Origin of the sequence: Halocynthiibacter sp. C4, from assembly GCF_028823805.1 — a bacterium.
GTDB lineage: Bacteria > Pseudomonadota > Alphaproteobacteria > Rhodobacterales > Rhodobacteraceae > Falsihalocynthiibacter > Falsihalocynthiibacter halioticoli.
Genome location: NZ_JAPEIE010000004.1, coordinates 1 through 16,897, shown reverse-complemented (window position 1 = coordinate 16,897; position 16,897 = coordinate 1). Strand labels below are relative to the sequence as shown.

The 16,897-nt window shown below is 60.7% G+C and carries 20 protein-coding genes; 17 read left to right on the top strand and 3 right to left on the bottom strand.

All coding sequences use genetic code 11. The features are described from left to right. Positions 1-30 precede the first annotated feature (30 nt). The 5 genes from OU789_RS14610 (at position 31) to OU789_RS14590 (ending at position 5,710) form a co-directional block, all read left to right on the top strand. Positions 31-1,011: an NAD-dependent epimerase/dehydratase family protein gene (locus OU789_RS14610; RefSeq protein ID WP_274656304.1), complete on the top strand. Its 981-nt coding sequence runs from the start codon at positions 31-33 to the stop codon at positions 1,009-1,011. 45 nt (positions 1,012-1,056) lie between these two features. Beyond that, a complete protein-coding gene (locus OU789_RS14605; RefSeq protein ID WP_274656303.1) occupies positions 1,057-2,043 on the top strand; it encodes a substrate-binding domain-containing protein in 987 nt (328 codons plus the stop codon). A gap of 126 nt (positions 2,044-2,169) precedes the next feature. Then, positions 2,170-3,117: a sugar-binding protein gene (locus tag OU789_RS14600; RefSeq protein ID WP_274656302.1), complete on the top strand. Its 948-nt coding sequence runs from the start codon at positions 2,170-2,172 to the stop codon at positions 3,115-3,117. A 94-nt stretch (positions 3,118-3,211) separates the two neighbouring features. Beyond that, the gene (locus OU789_RS14595; protein ID WP_274656300.1) at positions 3,212-4,714 is read left to right on the top strand and encodes a sugar ABC transporter ATP-binding protein; all 1,503 of its coding nucleotides are present in this window, start codon (positions 3,212-3,214) and stop codon (positions 4,712-4,714) included. A gap of 9 nt (positions 4,715-4,723) precedes the next feature. Further along, the gene (locus OU789_RS14590; protein ID WP_274656298.1) at positions 4,724-5,710 is read left to right on the top strand and encodes an ABC transporter permease; all 987 of its coding nucleotides are present in this window, start codon (positions 4,724-4,726) and stop codon (positions 5,708-5,710) included. Between the two features lie 264 nt (positions 5,711-5,974). Here OU789_RS14590 and OU789_RS14585 read toward each other — a convergent pair whose 3' ends face one another. From OU789_RS14585 to OU789_RS14575, 3 genes are all read right to left on the bottom strand, one after another. After that, entirely contained in the window at positions 5,975-6,202 is a 228-nt protein-coding gene (locus tag OU789_RS14585; RefSeq protein ID WP_274656297.1) for a hypothetical protein, read from the bottom strand. 169 nt (positions 6,203-6,371) lie between these two features. Next, positions 6,372-6,629 carry a helix-turn-helix domain-containing protein gene (locus tag OU789_RS14580; RefSeq protein ID WP_183969278.1) on the bottom strand — a complete coding sequence of 86 codons (258 nt, stop codon included), beginning with the start codon at positions 6,627-6,629 and terminating at the stop codon, positions 6,372-6,374. 124 nt (positions 6,630-6,753) lie between these two features. Then, complete coding sequence (locus tag OU789_RS14575; protein ID WP_342453590.1) at positions 6,754-7,005, bottom strand: hypothetical protein; 252 nt, start codon at positions 7,003-7,005, stop codon at positions 6,754-6,756. 210 nt (positions 7,006-7,215) lie between these two features. Here OU789_RS14575 and OU789_RS14570 point away from each other — a divergent pair, with 210 nt between their 5' ends. The 12 genes from OU789_RS14570 to OU789_RS14515 all read left to right on the top strand — a co-directional run. Beyond that, on the top strand, positions 7,216-7,584 hold the full coding sequence (locus OU789_RS14570) for a hypothetical protein (RefSeq protein WP_274656551.1): 369 nt from the start codon (positions 7,216-7,218) through the stop codon (positions 7,582-7,584). A gap of 43 nt (positions 7,585-7,627) precedes the next feature. Next, on the top strand, positions 7,628-8,239 hold the full coding sequence (locus OU789_RS14565) for a lytic transglycosylase domain-containing protein (protein WP_274656295.1): 612 nt from the start codon (positions 7,628-7,630) through the stop codon (positions 8,237-8,239). After that, positions 8,236-8,529 (top strand): TrbC/VirB2 family protein, encoded by a 294-nt coding sequence (locus OU789_RS14560; RefSeq protein ID WP_274656293.1) that lies wholly within the window; start codon positions 8,236-8,238, stop codon positions 8,527-8,529. The genes OU789_RS14565 and OU789_RS14560 overlap by 4 nt, the downstream gene beginning before the upstream one ends. Next, the gene (locus OU789_RS14555; protein WP_008327373.1) at positions 8,522-8,800 is read left to right on the top strand and encodes a type IV secretion system protein VirB3; all 279 of its coding nucleotides are present in this window, start codon (positions 8,522-8,524) and stop codon (positions 8,798-8,800) included. Before OU789_RS14560 ends, OU789_RS14555 begins: the two co-directional genes overlap by 8 nt. Next, positions 8,790-11,165 (top strand): VirB4 family type IV secretion/conjugal transfer ATPase, encoded by a 2,376-nt coding sequence (locus OU789_RS14550; protein WP_274656290.1) that lies wholly within the window; start codon positions 8,790-8,792, stop codon positions 11,163-11,165. Before OU789_RS14555 ends, OU789_RS14550 begins: the two co-directional genes overlap by 11 nt. Further along, a complete protein-coding gene (locus OU789_RS14545) occupies positions 11,162-11,329 on the top strand; it encodes a hypothetical protein (protein WP_165972756.1) in 168 nt (55 codons plus the stop codon). Before OU789_RS14550 ends, OU789_RS14545 begins: the two co-directional genes overlap by 4 nt. Continuing rightward, a complete protein-coding gene (locus OU789_RS14540) occupies positions 11,319-12,473 on the top strand; it encodes a lytic transglycosylase domain-containing protein (RefSeq protein WP_274656287.1) in 1,155 nt (384 codons plus the stop codon). The genes OU789_RS14545 and OU789_RS14540 overlap by 11 nt, the downstream gene beginning before the upstream one ends. After that, a complete protein-coding gene (locus OU789_RS14535) occupies positions 12,473-13,282 on the top strand; it encodes a type IV secretion system protein (RefSeq protein WP_274656550.1) in 810 nt (269 codons plus the stop codon). Before OU789_RS14540 ends, OU789_RS14535 begins: the two co-directional genes overlap by 1 nt. 111 nt (positions 13,283-13,393) lie before the next feature. Next, positions 13,394-14,050 (top strand): virB8 family protein, encoded by a 657-nt coding sequence (locus OU789_RS14530; RefSeq protein WP_274656286.1) that lies wholly within the window; start codon positions 13,394-13,396, stop codon positions 14,048-14,050. Between the two features lies 1 nt (position 14,051). Further along, complete coding sequence (locus tag OU789_RS14525) at positions 14,052-14,747, top strand: TrbG/VirB9 family P-type conjugative transfer protein (RefSeq protein WP_274656285.1); 696 nt, start codon at positions 14,052-14,054, stop codon at positions 14,745-14,747. After that, a complete protein-coding gene (locus tag OU789_RS14520; protein WP_274656283.1) occupies positions 14,744-16,123 on the top strand; it encodes a TrbI/VirB10 family protein in 1,380 nt (459 codons plus the stop codon). The genes OU789_RS14525 and OU789_RS14520 overlap by 4 nt, the downstream gene beginning before the upstream one ends. A gap of 4 nt (positions 16,124-16,127) precedes the next feature. After that, positions 16,128-16,897, top strand: a 770-nt coding sequence (locus OU789_RS14515) for an ATPase, T2SS/T4P/T4SS family (protein WP_274656281.1), incomplete at its 3' end; no start/stop codon positions are given.

Here is a 16,897-nt window from a genome sequence, read left to right as displayed (position 1 = left end):
AAATAATATTTAATCAACTCGGGAGGAAACATGAAACTACTGGTGACAGGCGGGACAGGGAAAGTGGGCCAGCACGTGCTGGCGGCGCTTGCCGATCATCCGTATCTGCATGCCGCCGATGTCGTTGCGTTTTGTCATAACCGCACCGTCGACCAGACGGACCGTGTCAGTGTGGTGCGCGGGTCCATCGCGGACCGGGATGCGGTGGAGGCTGCGCTGGAGGGAGTGACCCACGTCTTGCATCTTGCCGCAGTGAAGGAATCCCCGGACCTCGCGATTGATGTGTCCGTGAAGGGTATGTTCGTCCTGCTTGAGGCGTTCCGGTCCAGCCCGACGGCGGAGCGTTTTATCCTCTTGGGCGGGGATTGTTCTGTCGGACATATGTTTCAGGAATATTCGGCGCCGATCACCGAAACCGATCCGCGCCGCGCCTATCCGGGCTGCTATGCGCTGACCAAAGTGATCGAAGAGGTCATGCTGGAGCAGTATATCCATCAATACGACATAGATGGCTGCATACTGCGCGCGCCGTGGATTATGGAGAAAGACGATCTGCGCTACGCCATGAGCTTTGGCGAGGATCAGTTCGGCGGCCCCGCATGGGACACCCTGATGGACGCGGACACACTTGCGAAGGCGCGTGGCGAAAACTGTGCCCCGCTAATGCTGGATGTCACGGGCGCGCCGCTGAAGCGGAATTTCGTCCATGTGGATGATGTAGTGTCTGCCCTGCTTTTAGCCGTGGAGCATCCGCGCGCGGCGCAACAGACCTTCAATATCGCGATGACGGATGCGCTTGATTACAGCGTCCTCGCGAAAATGCTGAAGGACCACCACGGTCTTTCACCGATCAAAATTCCGACCCCGTTCTACAGCAATCATCTGGACAACTCCAAGGCCAGACACCTGTTGGGATGGGCGCCGGACGTCGACCTTGAGGCGCTCGTGGAACGGGCATGGACCTATAAGCGCGCCGAGAACGAAGTGCGCAAAATCTGGTATCCTGGGTGATCAAGCCCCTGATAGCCAAACAATTTTCAAAATGGGAGAGAGAAAATGACGACGAAATTAGGGGCAGTCACACTGCTCGGTATGATGACGGCGGGGGCCGCCTTTGCACAGGATAGCAACACGCTTGCGATTGTGGTCAAGGGCCTCGACAATCCGTTCTTCGAACAGATCAACCTTGGATGCCAGCAGTGGCTCGAAGAGAACGCGGACAGCGAATACACCTGCCTTTACACGGGCCCTGCGTCATCGGCTGACGAGGCCGGTGAGGTCCAGATCGTCGATGACCTGATTTCAGCTGGTGTCGCGGCAATCGCAATTTCACCGTCCAACGCACCTGCAATGGCAAACCGTGTCCGTGCCTTAGCGCCCGACATTCCGGTCATGACAATCGACGCCGATTTTCTGGCGGAAGATGCAGACCTGCGTGCGACATACCTCGGCACCGACAATTACCTGATGGGCGTCAAGATGGCCGAAGAGGCGATGGCGCTTAAACCTGAGGGCGGTTCTGTCTGTCTTCAGCTCGGCAATGTGGCGGCGGACAACATCAACGCCCGTGCGCAAGGGTTCCGTGATACCGCAGGTGGCGGCGACGGGATCGACCGTCTGACCGGCGAAAACGGCTGGACCGAGATCGAAGGTTGCCCCGTCTTCACGAACGATCAGGCCGATCTGGCCAACCAGCAGATGTCGGACGTGTTTACGGCAAACCCAGACCTGGACGCCTTTATCCTGATCGGTGGCTGGGCGCAGTTCGCACCGCAAGCCTATGCGCAGGTGACCGATCAGGTCATGGACAAGATGGCAACGAACGAGCTGATCATCATCGCGGGCGACACGCTACCCCCGCAGACACAGGCGTTCCGCGATGGTCGCAGCCATGCGCAGATTGGCCAACGTCCGTTCGAAATGGGCCTGCGCGCACCTGACGTCATGATCCAGTTGCTGAACGGCGAAACCGTGGAAGACCCGCTGTTCACTGGTCTTGATGTCTGCACGCAAGCTGAACCCGGCTTCTGCGCGGACAACTAAAAACCCCAAAAAAACGGGCCGTTCCGTCGGGGCGGCCCAGCATTTTCACAACATACCAAGACAAAACGCCCGCAGAGTGACCGGACAGGTCTGGCCACATGCAGGGCGAGGGAGAGGAGACCCGAAATGACTTATAAAACTTCACTGCTGTCAGCTTTGGCGCTTTGCATCGGCACCGGCGCCGCACAGGCCCAAGATCAGCAATCAATGGCGTTCGTTGTGAACGCGGCATCCGATTTCTGGAAGCTGGCCGAGGCGGGCGTCAATGCGGCCCAGGCCGAAATGCCCGAATACAACATGCGGTTCCGCTATCCGGCGACCGGCACTGCGGCTGCGCAGAACCAGTTGATGGATGATCTGGTTGCCGCCGGCACGGACGCGATCATGATCTCGTCTGCGGACCCCAAAAACTCAATCGATGCGTTCAACCGCATTGCAGCCCAAGTGCCCCTGTTCACCACAGACAGCGACGCGCCACAAAGTGACCGTGTTGCCTATCTGGGGTCATCAAACACGGCCGCGGGCATTCAGGCAGGCGAGATCGCCGTTGCGGCCCTGCCTGACGGTGGCACATGCATGGGCTTCGTCGGCTTTCTGGGCGCTGACAACGCGGTCGAGCGAATCGCAGGGTTCCGTGAAGCCGTCGAAGGAAGTGGTGTCGAGCTGATCGACGTGCGCGGCGACGACGTGGATTTTGCCCGGGCGCGCTCAAACGTCGATGACGTTCTGTCGGCCAACCCAGACGTCAACTGCATGGTCGGCTTCTATTCCTACAACCCTCCCAAAATCTACGAGGCGCTTCAGGCGGCAGGTAAATTGGGTGAGGTCACGGTGATCGGATTTGACGAAGACCCGATCACACTTGGTGCTGTCCGCGAAGGGTATTTCGCAGGCACGGTCGTGCAGGACCCTTACCAGTGGGGCTATCAGGGGATGCAACTTATGGCCAGCTACCTGAACGGTGACACCTCCAGTGTTCCCGAAGACGGGTTGATCATCGTTCCGACGAACGTGATCGACGCGGCCAATGTGGATGCTTTCGAGGCACAACTGAGAGAGCGCCTCGGAGGTTGAGCGCGGTTTCCTCCCGCCGCTCCAAGGTTGCACCGGGGCTTCGCGCCGGTGCAACTTACGCCAACCATCTCTTTACCCGCAGACAGGACGCCTTATGAACCCGACCGTAGACCGCATTGATCTGACTTTGTCCGGCGTGACGAAGGTCTACCCCGGGGCTGTGGCCCTTGAGAACGTCGATCTCTCGATTTCCGGTGGCGAAGTCGTCGGTCTGGTCGGTGAGAACGGGGCGGGCAAGTCGACACTCATGAAGGTGCTCGGCGGTGCGATTTCGGCAGATGCGGGAGAAATCATCGTCGACGGAATCCCCCACGCCGCCTTGACGCCCGCAGGCGCGACGGCGCTTGGTATCGCGTTCGTTCACCAGGAACTCAATCCTTTCACCAATCTGGACGTCGCAGGAAATGTCCTGCTGGGTCGCGAAATCCGTCGCGGTCCGTTTGGTGTTCTGGACCGCCGCGCGATGCGCGAAGCTGTCATTCCCATTCTGGAGCGTCTGGGTACACGGTTCGGCCCCGACGACTCCGTGCTTGGACTGTCATTGGCCGACCAGCAGATGCTGGAAATCGCCAAGGCGTTATCGATGAACGCGCGGCTTGTGATCTTGGATGAACCGACATCGAGCCTGACCTTGTCCGAAACCCAGCGCCTGTTGGACGTGATCGCAGACCTGAAGGCGCAGGGCGTCGCAGTCCTGCTCATTACCCACCGTCTGTCCGAGATCGAAGCCGTTGGCGACCGCGTCGTCGGCTTGAGGGACGGCCGCAATGCGGGCGGGTTGACCAAAGACGAAATCAACCGCGACCGCATGGTTCACCTGATGATCGGGCGCGACGTCAACCGTCCGGCCCTTGGCACCACCAAGTCTGACACTCCGGTCGTCCTTCGCGCACAAGGCCTTTGCACCGCCGCCTACCCCGACCGCGCCGTCGATATGACCCTGCACGCCGGGGAAATCATGGGGCTTGCGGGCCTTGTCGGCGCAGGCCGGACGGAAATTGCGCGCTTGCTGTTCGGAATTGATGCCCCGGTCGCGGGCACGGTTGAGGTTTCGGGCAAGCCGTTGGCGCCCCGCTCTGTCGCGGCCTCTATTGCCGCGGGCCTGTGCCTTGTTCCCGAAGACCGCAAAGGCCAGGGCCTTTTGCTGGACTTTGCCATCTCCGAGAATATCGCCTTGCCCAGCCTTCGTGCCTTGTCGAACGGCGGCAGGCTTAACCCGCAGGCGGAAACCGATCTGGCGGAAACGTCGCGCACGACGTTGCAGATCAAGGCTCCGAACCTGTCTCAGGCTGCCGCTGAACTGTCAGGCGGCAACCAGCAAAAGGTCGTGCTTGCGAAATGGCTGGCTGTGGGCCCCAAGGTCTTGATCGTCGATGAACCGACGCGCGGGATCGACGTGGGATCAAAGGCGGAAGTCTACGGACTGCTGCGCGCGCTGGCCGACGACGGCGTCGCCGTATTGATGATCTCGTCAGACATGGAAGAGGTCATCGGCGTGTCGGACCGCGTGGCAGTCATGTGCCGCGGTCAAATCACCGGAATTCTGGACAGGACGTCCGTATCAGAAGAAGCCATCCTCCGGTTGGCCGTAGAGTAAGGAAAGAAAATGCTGCGCAAAGATTTGGGATTGGCTGTTTTGGTGCTGACGGTGGGGGCGGTTGTCGCCATGATCAACCCCCGGTTCATATCCGGGGTGAATTTGGCCAATACGGCAAACCTGATTGGTCTGTTCGGATTGTTTTCAATCGCACAGGCTTTCGTCATCGTCACCGCCGGAATCGAATTGTCCGTGGGGTCGGTCATCGCCCTTTTGGGTGTGATCTTTGTCGACCTGATCGCCCAAGGGGTGGCATGGCCCGTCGCGACGCTGATCGTTCTGGCGCTTGGATGTGTGATCGGCGCGCTCCATGGCGTGCTGATCACACGCATGAAACTACAGCCCTTCGTCGTGACCCTGTGCGGCTTGCTGATCTATCGCGGGATCGCACGCTTCTATACACAGGACGGCACGGCCGGTTTTCCTTACGGAAGCAGTTTTCCAACGCTAGAGTTCCTCGCCACAGGGCGGACATGGGGCGTGCCGCATCCGTTTATTGCCTTCCTAGTTGTCGCTGCGGCTGCCTGGTTCTTGTTGCATCGCACGGTTTTCGGCCGGCACCTGTTTGCCGTCGGTAAGAATGAGGAAGCCGCGCGGTTTTCCGGCATCAGCACGCGGCAGGTCATCGTGCTGGCCTACGTGATCTGCGCAGTGCTGACCGCTTGCTCCGCCATCTTTTTCGCCATGTACACGCGGTCCGTCCAGCCGTCATCGCACGGGAATTTCTATGAATTATACGCTATTGCCGCCGCAGTTCTGGGCGGGTTCTCATTGCGCGGCGGTGAGGGGTCCATCGTTGGAGTCTGCCTGGGTGTTGTGCTCCTGCAAGTATTGCAAAATTTGGTAAATCTTTTGGGAATCCCGTCATCCCTTAACTTCGCGGTCATGGGGGGGGTCATTTTGGCAGGCGTCATCGCCGATAGGCAATTTGAGATCTACCGCACGGCCAAGCGGCAGGCGAAGATGCATACAGCGCTTGATCTTAGATCGAAGTGATGTGCGAAGTTGTATTAGGCGTGGGAGATCGACAATGCAGCAACGACGAGTATACTTGGCTATGGACGGCTAGAGGTTGCTTGTTTGGGGGGCAATCTCAGCACCCGCCGCGACGGTCCGCACGCCGTGCTTTTCTGCCATCTGTGCGGTCCGCAGCATATGATACATTGGGCTCCTTCGAGACCTTCGTTGCCATCTACTCCAATGACCGGTACGCTCGCAGACCCTTTCATATCAATATGAACTGGCGGCTGCCTGTGAGGCCTATCCACTGTCACTTTTTCGAATCCGCATGAGCGCATCGAAATCGATTTCTTGCTTCTGTTCGTCACTTATATCCGGCCGGGTTTCCGATACGGTCTGGGGTCCTTGGACGTCCCACATCACCGCATGTGCGCCTGTACTCCAGCGATAAACCCAACCAACAACACTGCACCCATCGATCCCGATCAGATTGGCGATCGCGACGCCTTCGCCGTTATCATCGTTCACTGTTTACTGACTTCCTGCACTGTGGCGCTGCGAATTGCGGCGTGGGGTTGCAGAGCGTTCACTACGACCGCGCGCCGGGCTTCTTTGATGTTGGCTAACTGGTCCTCGATGAGGGAAAGATCATCGGACCGGGAAAATGGGTTCCCGTGTTCTCAACAATTCATTTGGTTCAAATCCTGTGGTCGGGCTCCGTGGCGGCTTCGACAATCGACAGGACTTCATCTTTGTCAAAACCAATGACCCTCGCCAGAACTGTAAACTCCACGACGTCGATACGACGCTCGCCACTTTCGAGACGTGCCACAAATGACTGGTGTCGTTTGAGCTTCGCCGCCAACTGCTGCTGGCTGAGACCCGCATTTTGACGTGCTTCAACCAACGCACGGACGAGCGCCAACTGGCCATTTGTTCTGATTGTCTTTGCCACGCGTCACATACCTTTTGTGACGTCGCTAGCGGATGAAATCTGTTATCTAAAAAGTAGATATATGAGGGTGTTATCGGCGTCTGGTTTCCATGGGCTGCAAGTCTGATGCTCCCGAGGTTGCCCATCAATCCCCTACCAATTGTAGAAATCGGCCATAGTCCTCGCTGACTTCGCGCGCTTCCTCGAAAGCGCGGGCGCGTTCGCTGTCGAGGCAACGGAAGTAGCTCTGGATATTCTGGATGTAGTCTTCGAAATCGCCACGGATGATGTCCCCATAGTCCTGCGCCGCCTGCGAATCGCTTGGCAGGAAAGGACGGGCCGGGGCGAAGCAGGATTCTGCCAAAACCGGCCCGGGAACGCAGATTAGAAGGACTATAGCTTGCAATGGGAGCAGGCATGTCAACCTTGGGTTTCTCAAACCTGTTATCTCCTTGATCGCGGACACTGGCCGTGACTAGTGTTTGCGTAACCAAACTACAGCTAAAGCACGATATTACATCTTGCGGTTGATAATATACTATCGTAACTCTGGGCTTCAAGTAGGAATGCCTGGGGTCGCGCCATTGGAGAAAGCGTGAGCCGGGCCATGAACTGGGACATCGAAGCACCAAATGTGGTTACGGAAGCCAGGTTCCGCGAGCTCGTGGAAAGCGGCTATAGCGCAGAAATCCTGTGCCAGGAATCGGCACACAAGAAAGGGCCCAGCTATTATGGGGTCTGGATCATGCGCGTTGTCTCTGACGAGGGCGTGGAAAAGCTGCTGGTCACGGCCCGTACTCGGACGACCTATAACGACATCAAGATCCGCGAGTTCAAGACGATCTCTGGCGTGGTGTCTTTCTTCATTGGCCTTGGTTTTGCGCATGTCGACCTGCCGCTTGAGGCGGGGACAAGCCGTACGCACAAACTCGCCCCGCCAGACAAAGCCCCATCAGAAAAGGGCACTGGCAGCTAGCCTCGTCTGTCTCTGGCTGGTCACAGCGCCAGCTTCAGCGCAAATGGTCCTGGTCATGGAGAGTGACGGCTCTCTGAGCCCGTCCCGCTCCCAAAGCAGCTTTGCTCGAAACTACAATGACGGGATTCAGGGTTCGGCCTCCGATGGGATCGCGATCTTCGGCGACGTAAAGGCCGAGCAAGAGGGCGTCCAAGTCGCGGCCCTTGCCCGCCCGACTCCCCTGCCCCGCGCCAATGTCCTCTCCGGGATTCAGACCACGGCATTGCGCTATGCCGGCCATCCCGGCCTGCGTCGCGCCGGGCTTTCCGTGACGGATTGGCTGGCTCTCTATCGAGCCAATATCGAGGTTGAGAGCGCCTATCGGCAGAATGCGATTTCAAGTGCAGGTGCCATTGGCCTTGGTCAATTGATGCCAGCGACGGCGCGTGATCTGGGCGTCGACCCGCGTGATCCGCTGCAGAACCTCGACGGCTCCGCCCGCTACCTCGCGATGATGCTGGAGGCCTTCGGCGATCCGCGTCTCGCCCTCGCAGCCTACAACGCCGGACCCGATGCGGTCCGCCAGTATGACGGCATTCCCCCTTACCGAGAAACCCAGAACCACGTGGCCCGCGTCATGGCCGTCGTAGCCCGATTGGAAGGATCAAATTCATGAGACAGATTTCAAACCTCTTTGTCGCCTCGCTGGCGCTCTTTCTGGTAATCGCTGAGCCCGCGCTTGCGCAAAGCATTGATCTTTCCCCGATTCAGAGCCTGTTGCAGGGCATCGTTGATGCGCTGACCGGCCCGCTTGGCGTCGTGATCGCCACACTCGCCGTTCTGGGCGTGTTCCTCAGCTGGTTCTTCAATATCATCGATCTGCGCCAGGCCCTCTGGGTTCTCGTCGGCATTGCCGGTGTTGCCGCCGCTCCCACTATCGTTGCCGCAGTTTTCGCCGGTGGCTGAGCGCTCGCCTCTCTTTCTCGGCCTCGTGCGCCCGCCCAAGCTTCTGGGCCTGCCCATCATGTACGCGATGGTCTGGCTTTTCGGCTCGGTGCTCTTGTTCGTCTGGGTCCAGCACATCGCGGTGCTGGGTGTGGCGGCCCTGCTCTACCCGGTGCTCTGGAAGGCTGCGGATTGGGACCCGCGCTTCATAGATGTGATGATGACGGCCCTGCAGGAGACACCGCCCACGCGCAACAGGTCCATTCATGGTGGGGACAGCTATGCCCCGTGATGAAGCCCGTGATGCCGCGCTTGATCTCCGCACGATGACGCCGGACTGGTACGCGCACGAGACCCGCCTCGCGCACATGCTGCCCTATGTGAGCCTAGTCGATGACCAGACCGTGCGGACCCGGGTCAACGAGCTTTTCCAGTGCATCCGGCTCGACGGGGTCAATAGCTACACGACCGATGACGCCTATCTCGACAAGGTGACCGCGCTCTTTGCCCGGATCATTGCGCAGCTCGGGCCGGAATTCAGCTATTACGTCCACAAGGTCTCCAAGGCCATCGAACCTGATCTCGACCCGATCCGTGAGGACAGCTTCGCAGGCGAGGTTGACCGGCGCTGGCGCGCGAAACTTGAGACCAGCGGGCTCCGCGACAAGACCCTGACGCTCACCGTCATTCACCGCCCGCCCCCGAAAAGCCTCCTGCCTTTCCTCAGCCGCAGCGCGCCAGACCGACTGAGAGAGGAGACCCGCAAACGCCTGCAGCGCCTCGGTGAGGCCGTGAATGTCTTCCTCTCGGGGCTTACCGAGCTCAAGCCACGCCTGCTGTCAGCCGGATCGGGAGAGTTGGTGGGATTTTTGGGCGCGCTCAACACGGGCACCGAGCTGCCGCTCTACCCAGCCAACACCTACGGCTTTCTGTCCTTCAACGTCGCCAATACCCGCGTGACGTTTCAGGGAGATCACTTCGAGCTCTCTGAAGGCGTCGTGGGACATCGCTACGGCAAGAGCTTCACCATCGGGGAATATTCCGAGGCCACGACCTGCACGATGTTCGACATGCTGAACCTGCCGGTCGACATGATCGTCACGCATTCTTTCACGCCGATCAATTCGAACCTCATGGCGGGGCGTATCAAGCGGCAAAAGCGCCAGATGCAGGCTTCCCAGGACGCGGCCCTGTCGCTCATGGAAGCGCTCGACATCGCCGCCGATGATCTCGAGGCCAAGCGCCAGAGCTTCGGCGAGCACCATATGGTCGTGACGCTCTTCTGCGACACGCTGGACGAATTGCAGACGCTGAGCGCCGAGATCGTGAATGCCGCCGCCGCGGAAGGGGTGAAGATGATCGGTGAGAGGATTGCGGCCAAAGCGCATTACCTCAGCCAGCATCCTGGCAACCAGCCCAAGCGCGTGCGCGCCAGTGCGATCACCAATCGCAACTTCGCGGATTTCGCGGCATTTCACCGGACACAGCTTGGCAAGTCTGCTCAGAAAACCCCTTGGGGCCGCGTCATCACCTACCTGCCCACGCCCGAACAAAGCGCCTACCGGTTTTCCTATCACGAGCAGGGATCGCCCGACAAAGAACCGACCAGCGGGCATACCCTGATCATGGGCAGGCCCGGGTCGGGCAAATCGGTGCTTTCCGCATTCCTCATGACGCAAGCCCGTCGAGCAGGGGCGCGGATCTTCGTCTTCGATTACCGTCTCGGTATGGAGATGGCGGTCCGCGCCAATGGCGGGCGCTATGCGTCATTAAAGGCCGGGCAGCCCACAGGCCTCAACCCGCTTTGGACCGAGACAGATGCGCGCGGCACCGCCTGGCTTTCGGATTGGCTCGCAACGCTCCTTCACCGCGCCGACAAGCCGCTGACCCCGGCACAGACCAACCGCATCCAAGAGGTCGTGCGCCAGAATGCGCAGGCCACGAACCCAGCCTTGCGAAACTGGCGCGACTTCGCATCTCTTTTTGTGTCCACCGATGATGGCGGCGATCTGCACCAGCGCCTGATCGAGTGGACCGAAGAGGGCCGCTACGGCTGGATCTTCGGGCCGACTCTGGAAGACACCTTCTCACTCGAGGGGGATGTGGTCGGCTTCGATCTCACCGGCATTCTCGACAGCGAGGCCGAGAAGGAGCGGATGGCGGTCCTCTCCTATCTCTTCCGCCGGGTCGAGCGCGAGATCGAGGACCGCCGCCCCACCATCATCGTGATCGACGAGGCCTGGAAGGCGCTCGACAACGCGTATTTCGCCGAGCGGCTGTCGAACTGGCTTGTGACCGCGCGCAAGCAGAACACCGTCGCGGTGATGATGACGCAATACGCCAGCCAGCTCGAGCGCACCCGGACCGGCAAGACCATCGTCGAGGCCGTGCCGACGCAAATCCTGCTTCCGAACATCCGCGCCCATGCGGCCGACTACGCGATGCTGAACCTCTATGAGAAGGAACTCGATGTGCTTCTCAACACCGGCAGCGACAGCCGCTTGGCCCTCATCCGCGACGACCAGGGCTCGATCGTCATTGATGCCGATCTAAGCGCCCTCGGGCCCAATCTCACCATCCTCGGCGGCATGGAAAAAGGCGAGGCGCTCGTGGGCGCCGATTACCGCGACCGCCAAGACTTTTGGAGGCTTTCATGATTCGTATTCTTCTAGCTGTGACGTCGCTCGGCGCGCTGGCCTCCTGCGCCCAGTACCAGGAGCCGCACGCCAATTGCTTCACCTTCCTGGCCTCGACGGCCCCCGTCGCGCCAGATTGCAGCTTCACGCCCCTCGGCGCGCCGGAGGCCGACATTGAAGTCTAGGCTGCCCCATATCCTGGCGCTTTGCCTGCTGCCCGGTCTCGGCTTCGCCCAAGGTGTGCCGACCAATGACAGCGGGCTGACCGCGCGCGATATCGTCGAGACCGGCGACCGCGAGACCGACCTTGCGATCCAGGCGGACAAGCTTTCGGTGCGCGAACTCATTGCCGAGATCGAACGCGAGCAATTGGCCACACTCCAGCGCATCCTCGATGCCCAGACAAGCTTTGGCGGTCAGGGACTGCCGGTGATGGTCTCGGGCTTGGAAAGCGGCAGTGGCGATCCAGCCCGCTCTGTCGAGGCGGTCTATGGCACGGGTGACATTGATCCCAATCCCGGCGGCGCGCGGATGTTCGGGGATGCGGCGGAAAACATCGAGCATCTCATCATCCGCGTGGCTCAGGAGACCAGCGGCTTTGCGGGCGTGGGCCGTGCGGGTCTCTCCCCGGTTCAATGGCGCGCGTTGTTGCAGGCGCTCATCTGGCAGGAAAGCCGCTTCACCATCGGTGCGCGCTCGCCTGTCGGGGCCTTCGGTCTCACCCAGATCATGCCGGGCACCGCCAGCGATCTCGGCATCAACCCGGAATACTATGACAGCCCCTATCTGCAGGTGCATGGTGGCGCGCGCTATCTCGCAACGCAACTGAACACCTTCGACGGCAATATCATCAACGCGCTCGCGGCCTATAATGCCGGCCCCGGCCGGGTCTTTGAATATGGCGGTGTCCCGCCCTTTGCCGAGACCCAGCACTACGTCCAGGTCATTCCTGAACGCTACAATCTCTACCTAAGCCGCATCGGCGGGATCGAGGCGCTCGGCACGATCGATCCGGCGCTTCTCGCCAATGCCAACCTCTCGTTCACCGGGCATGGCGCGGCCTATTATGGCAACAACGCGCCCGCCGCAATCCGACAGGCCGCCCTGCGTATTGCAGACATCGTCGAGCGGATTTCCGAGACAGAGGATGCGCAGGAAAGCGTCGCGCTCAACACCTATGCCCGGGCCGAACTCGTGCGTCTCGTCGCCGCTCGCATCCGGCTTAAGGCGGCGCGGACCCGCGCCCTCTCCGCCGAGGAACTGGCCCAGGCCAGCGCCCGCATGGCCGAGGGCGCGTTCATGGATTTTACGATCAGGGAGATTGAATGATGGGACATCTGCTCTTGAGGACAGCTTTGGCCACGACACTTGGGGTTGGTCTGCATCTTGGCGCCCTATCCCCTGCCCTCGCGCAAGGCGTGCCCGTCGTCGATACCCAGAACATCGCGCAAAACATCCAGCAGCTCCGGCAGATGATCGAAGACGAGATCCTGCAAAACGAGCAGCTGACGCAGCTCCGCGAACAGCTTGCCACACTCACGGATCAACTCGCGGAGCTGCAACGAACCTATGAGGCGCTCACCCGTCTTGCCGAACTGCCGGAGATCATCCGCACGGAAATGGAAGACGAGCTGAACGGACTGCTCGATCAGGAATTCGGCGACATCCTTGCGACGATTGAGGCCATCAAGACGGGCGATTTCTCGGGCCTCTCGGGCTCCGGCGCAGGCGAAATCGAAACCCAGATGGACCGGGTGCTGGCCGATCTCGGCTTTGATGAAGACACGCTCTCGGAAATGGCCACCAGCGGCAATCCCGGGGCCAACCGTGTGGCCACGCAGGCAACAACCGGCGCGCTCGTCTCAGCCGCCGCCCAGCACAGCTATGAAGATGCCGGCCAATCGCTCGAGCGGGTCGACCGCCTTGTCGGGCTCATCGACGACATGGAAGAGCTCAAGCAAAGCGTCGATCTCAACACACGCGTGACAGCTGAATTGGCCATCGCCCTCGTGGCAATGTGGCAGCTGGAAGCGATTCAAACGGTGGGCGATGGCACGGGCGGCGTGATCGATGCCGCCACAATCGCCGAGGAGCAGCGCTTCATGGATTTCACCTTGCCGGACCTGCGGGCTGATTAAGGCGTTTCGAAATTGAACCACAATACAAAATATCGGTTTTCGCGTTCGAGCGCAGCGAGAGGCAGCGAAGAACCGATTCAACTCATTTCGAAACGCCGAGCGGGGGCATGAATGGTGGCGACTGAACAAGAAATCATCGAGGAAGAACTGGTCTACGGTGCCCTGCGCCGCGAACGGCTTTGGCAACGCCTTGGCCTGATGGGCCTCATCTTCGGCATACTCGGGTGCCTGAGCGCGGCGGCGGTTGCGATCCTCGATGTCGATCCACCTCCGGTCGTCGTGCCTTATGATCCCGCCACCGGCTTTGCCCTGCCCGAGGCGTCCGTCGGCGCCACATCCGTCACCGCCAACCAGGCCATCATCGAGGCGGAGGTCTTCCGCTACGTGACCGATCGCGAGATCTACAACCAGCTCGACAATGATCTGCGCATTCGCAGCGTCCTGCGCCGCTCGGACGGGGCCGCCGAGAGCGGGCTGCGCCAGATATGGAACAGCGCAAATGAAAACTATCCGCCGACCGTCTATGGCCCCAATGCCCGGCTCGACGTGGAAATCCTCAGCATCAACCGGATCGGATCCAACCGCGCCACCGTGCGCTTGCGCAAGCGGCTGACCTCCATCAACGGCACCCAGACCGGGCTCTTCACCGCCACGCTTCTCTTCGAGTTCCGTCCCGAAACCCGTCGCTCCATCGACGAGGTCTGGACCAATCCGTTTGGGTTTACCGTGCTCGAGTATTCCATCCGCTCCGACAGATTGGAGAATTAGTTTGATCAATAGGTTCTTCCTTGTCGCCATTCTTGCCTTGCCGCCCGGCCTTGCCTTTGCCGAAGCGATCCCGCGTGGTGGCCCAAATGACAGCCGGGTGCGCTTGGCCACCTACCAGGCGGGTCAGGTCTATCGCCTCAACGTCTCGCTCACCCATGTCACCACCATCGAGTTCGGCGAGGGCGAAAGCATCCGCTCGATCATCGCGGGCGACACGGAAGGCTTTGAGATCGATGGCGTCCCCGGCGGTCAGGCCTTCGCGATCAAACCCATCGCGCGCGGCGTCCATACCAATGTGACGGTCTACACCAACCGGCGCAGCTACTACTTCAACGTCCAGGAGGCCCGCAGCCCGACCTTCTATGTAGTCCAATTCCGCTATCCAGAGGACGATGCGCGCCCGACCCGGGCCATCGCGGCCCAAGCCCCCAACTACAATTATGGGGCCAGCGCGCGCACCGAGTTCACGCCGACACGCGTCTGGGATGATGGAACGTTTACGTATTTAGCGTTTCCACGGAACGCGCCGGTGCCCGCGATCTTCCGCTACGCGAATGGCCGTGAGCGGACGGTCAACACCCAAGCCACCGAAGACGGCGTTATCCGGGTCTCAGGCGTGAACCGGCAATGGGTCCTGCGGATCGGTGACGAGGTGGTCTGCATCGAGGCGACCCTGCCTGCAGGGGCTGCATCATGAGTGACACAAGTAATACTGAGTTGGAAAAACGCCTCGCCGCACTCGAACAAGGTAGAGGGAGAGGTCAGTCCCCTGCCCCACGGCGCTCGCCGCTTCTGGCTTTGGTTGTTGTTCTATTGATCGGCGCTGGCGGGGCGCTGCTCTATCTCCTCTCCCAGCCCGAGGAAGAGGAAGCCCTGCCGACGGCCACCCCGGATGTCTTCCAGAACGAAGGAGACGGGTTTGGCGCCATCGAAACCCTGCCCCCGCCTGAGCCAGAGGTGGTTCTGGTCGCGCCCGAGCCCGTCGAGCCCAATGCCGAGCTTCTGGCGCAGCTCGAAGCCCTGCAGGCCCAAATCGAAGAGCTGCGCAATGCGCCGGAACCCGTGGTCGAGGAAGACACGGCTGCGGCCGAGGCCATCGACGCGCTGACCGCACAGATCGCCGGCTTGCAAGCCGCATCCGAGGCCGCACAACAACAGTTCCGGGATGAACTCACAGCGCGCGACCGCGAACTTGAACAACTCCGCATGGATCTCGAGCTGGTCCAGCTCGAAGCCAACCGTCCTGCTCCCGCGCCCTTGGGGCCGTCTGAGGACGAACTGCGCGCGCGGGACGAAGAACGGCTCCGCCGCGAAGAAGAGGCCAGACGTCTGGCCGAGCTCGAACGCCGCGCGGCCGAAGAGCGCGCGTTTCAGGAACGCCGCATCGCCTCACCGACCATCGCCTTTGGTGGCACCTCCGGTGCGAATGAGACGGCGCTGACTGAGCGCACCTTTGGCGAGGTGACGGATTTCGTGCTGAACGGCGCACTGCCCACGTCCGTGACGCAGGCCGAAATCATTGCCAACCCGTCGAACACGATTGTGCAGGGCACGATGATCCAGGCCGTCATGGAAACCGCACTCGACAGCTCCCTGCCCGGTCAGACCCGCGCCGTGGTCTCGGAAGACGTTTTCAGCTTCGATGGCACGCGCCTCCTGATCCCGCGTGGCTCCCGTCTCATCGGGCGCTATCGCTCTGGCATCGATATCGCGCAGCGCCGTGTCACCATCGCCTGGGACCGGATCATCCTGCCCGATAACCAGACCATTCAGATCAGTTCCTTTGGGGGAGACGAGCTGGGCCGCTCCGGCGTCACCGGTTTCGTGGACACACGCTTCGCCGAGCGTTTCGGGTCGGCCGCCCTGATCTCGCTGATCTCCGCCGCGCCAAGTGCCGCCGCATCCGAGGTCCAGGATGAGACTGCCGCCGACGTTCTCGAAGACGTGGGCGATGATCTGGCAAATGCAACGGACAGCGTCATTGGCGACTATCTCTCAATCGGCCCCGTCATCTATGTCGACCAGGGCGCCCGCGTCACTGTCATGGTCGACCGCGATCTGGAGATATTCTGAGCCCATGTCGCTGAGCTATCTCGAAACCTCGCTCGACCGGATCGACGCCGCCGCCCGCGAAGATGTCATCGAGATCTGCATCAACCCAGACGGAACCTGTTGGGGCGATTTCCAGGGCGATCACTTCATGCGCGCACTGGATCAAAGGCTGACGGGCGTTCAGGTCAGGGACCTCGGCAACCAGATCGCCTCCTCGGCCAATACAACGATGAGCAAGGACCGCCCCATCGTCTCGGTATCGATCACCTATAAGGGGCGCCCGATCCGCGCACAGGTCATCACCCCGCCCGCAGTGCTCTCGGCCATGTCGATCAGCCTGCGGTTCTTCTCAAGCCTGCCACTCGAGGGTATCGCGCTCGATTTTCTCTATGGCAAAGAGCGCAAGCTCGAAGACCTGCGCGTGGAAAAGAAGCGCGCCTTGCGCGCCGTCGTGGCCGCGGGCGTGATCGATGATGCGCTGGCATTTTGCGTCGAGAACAAGCTCAACATGATCGTCTCGGGCGGCACCTCCACCGGCAAGACAGTGGCCGCGCGCAAGATCCTCGCCCATGTGCCGGCCGAGGAACGCATCGTCACCATCGAGGAAGCGGCCGAGCTTCTGCCGACCCAGCCCAATGCCGTGACCCTCATCGCCAATCGCGACGCAGAATTCCAGACCGCCGATGTGCTTCTCACCGCCACGCTGCGCATGCGCCCCGACCGGATCATCCTGGGCGAGGTGCGCGGCAAGGAGGCCATGACCTTTCTGGAAGCCATCAACACCGGCCATGGCGG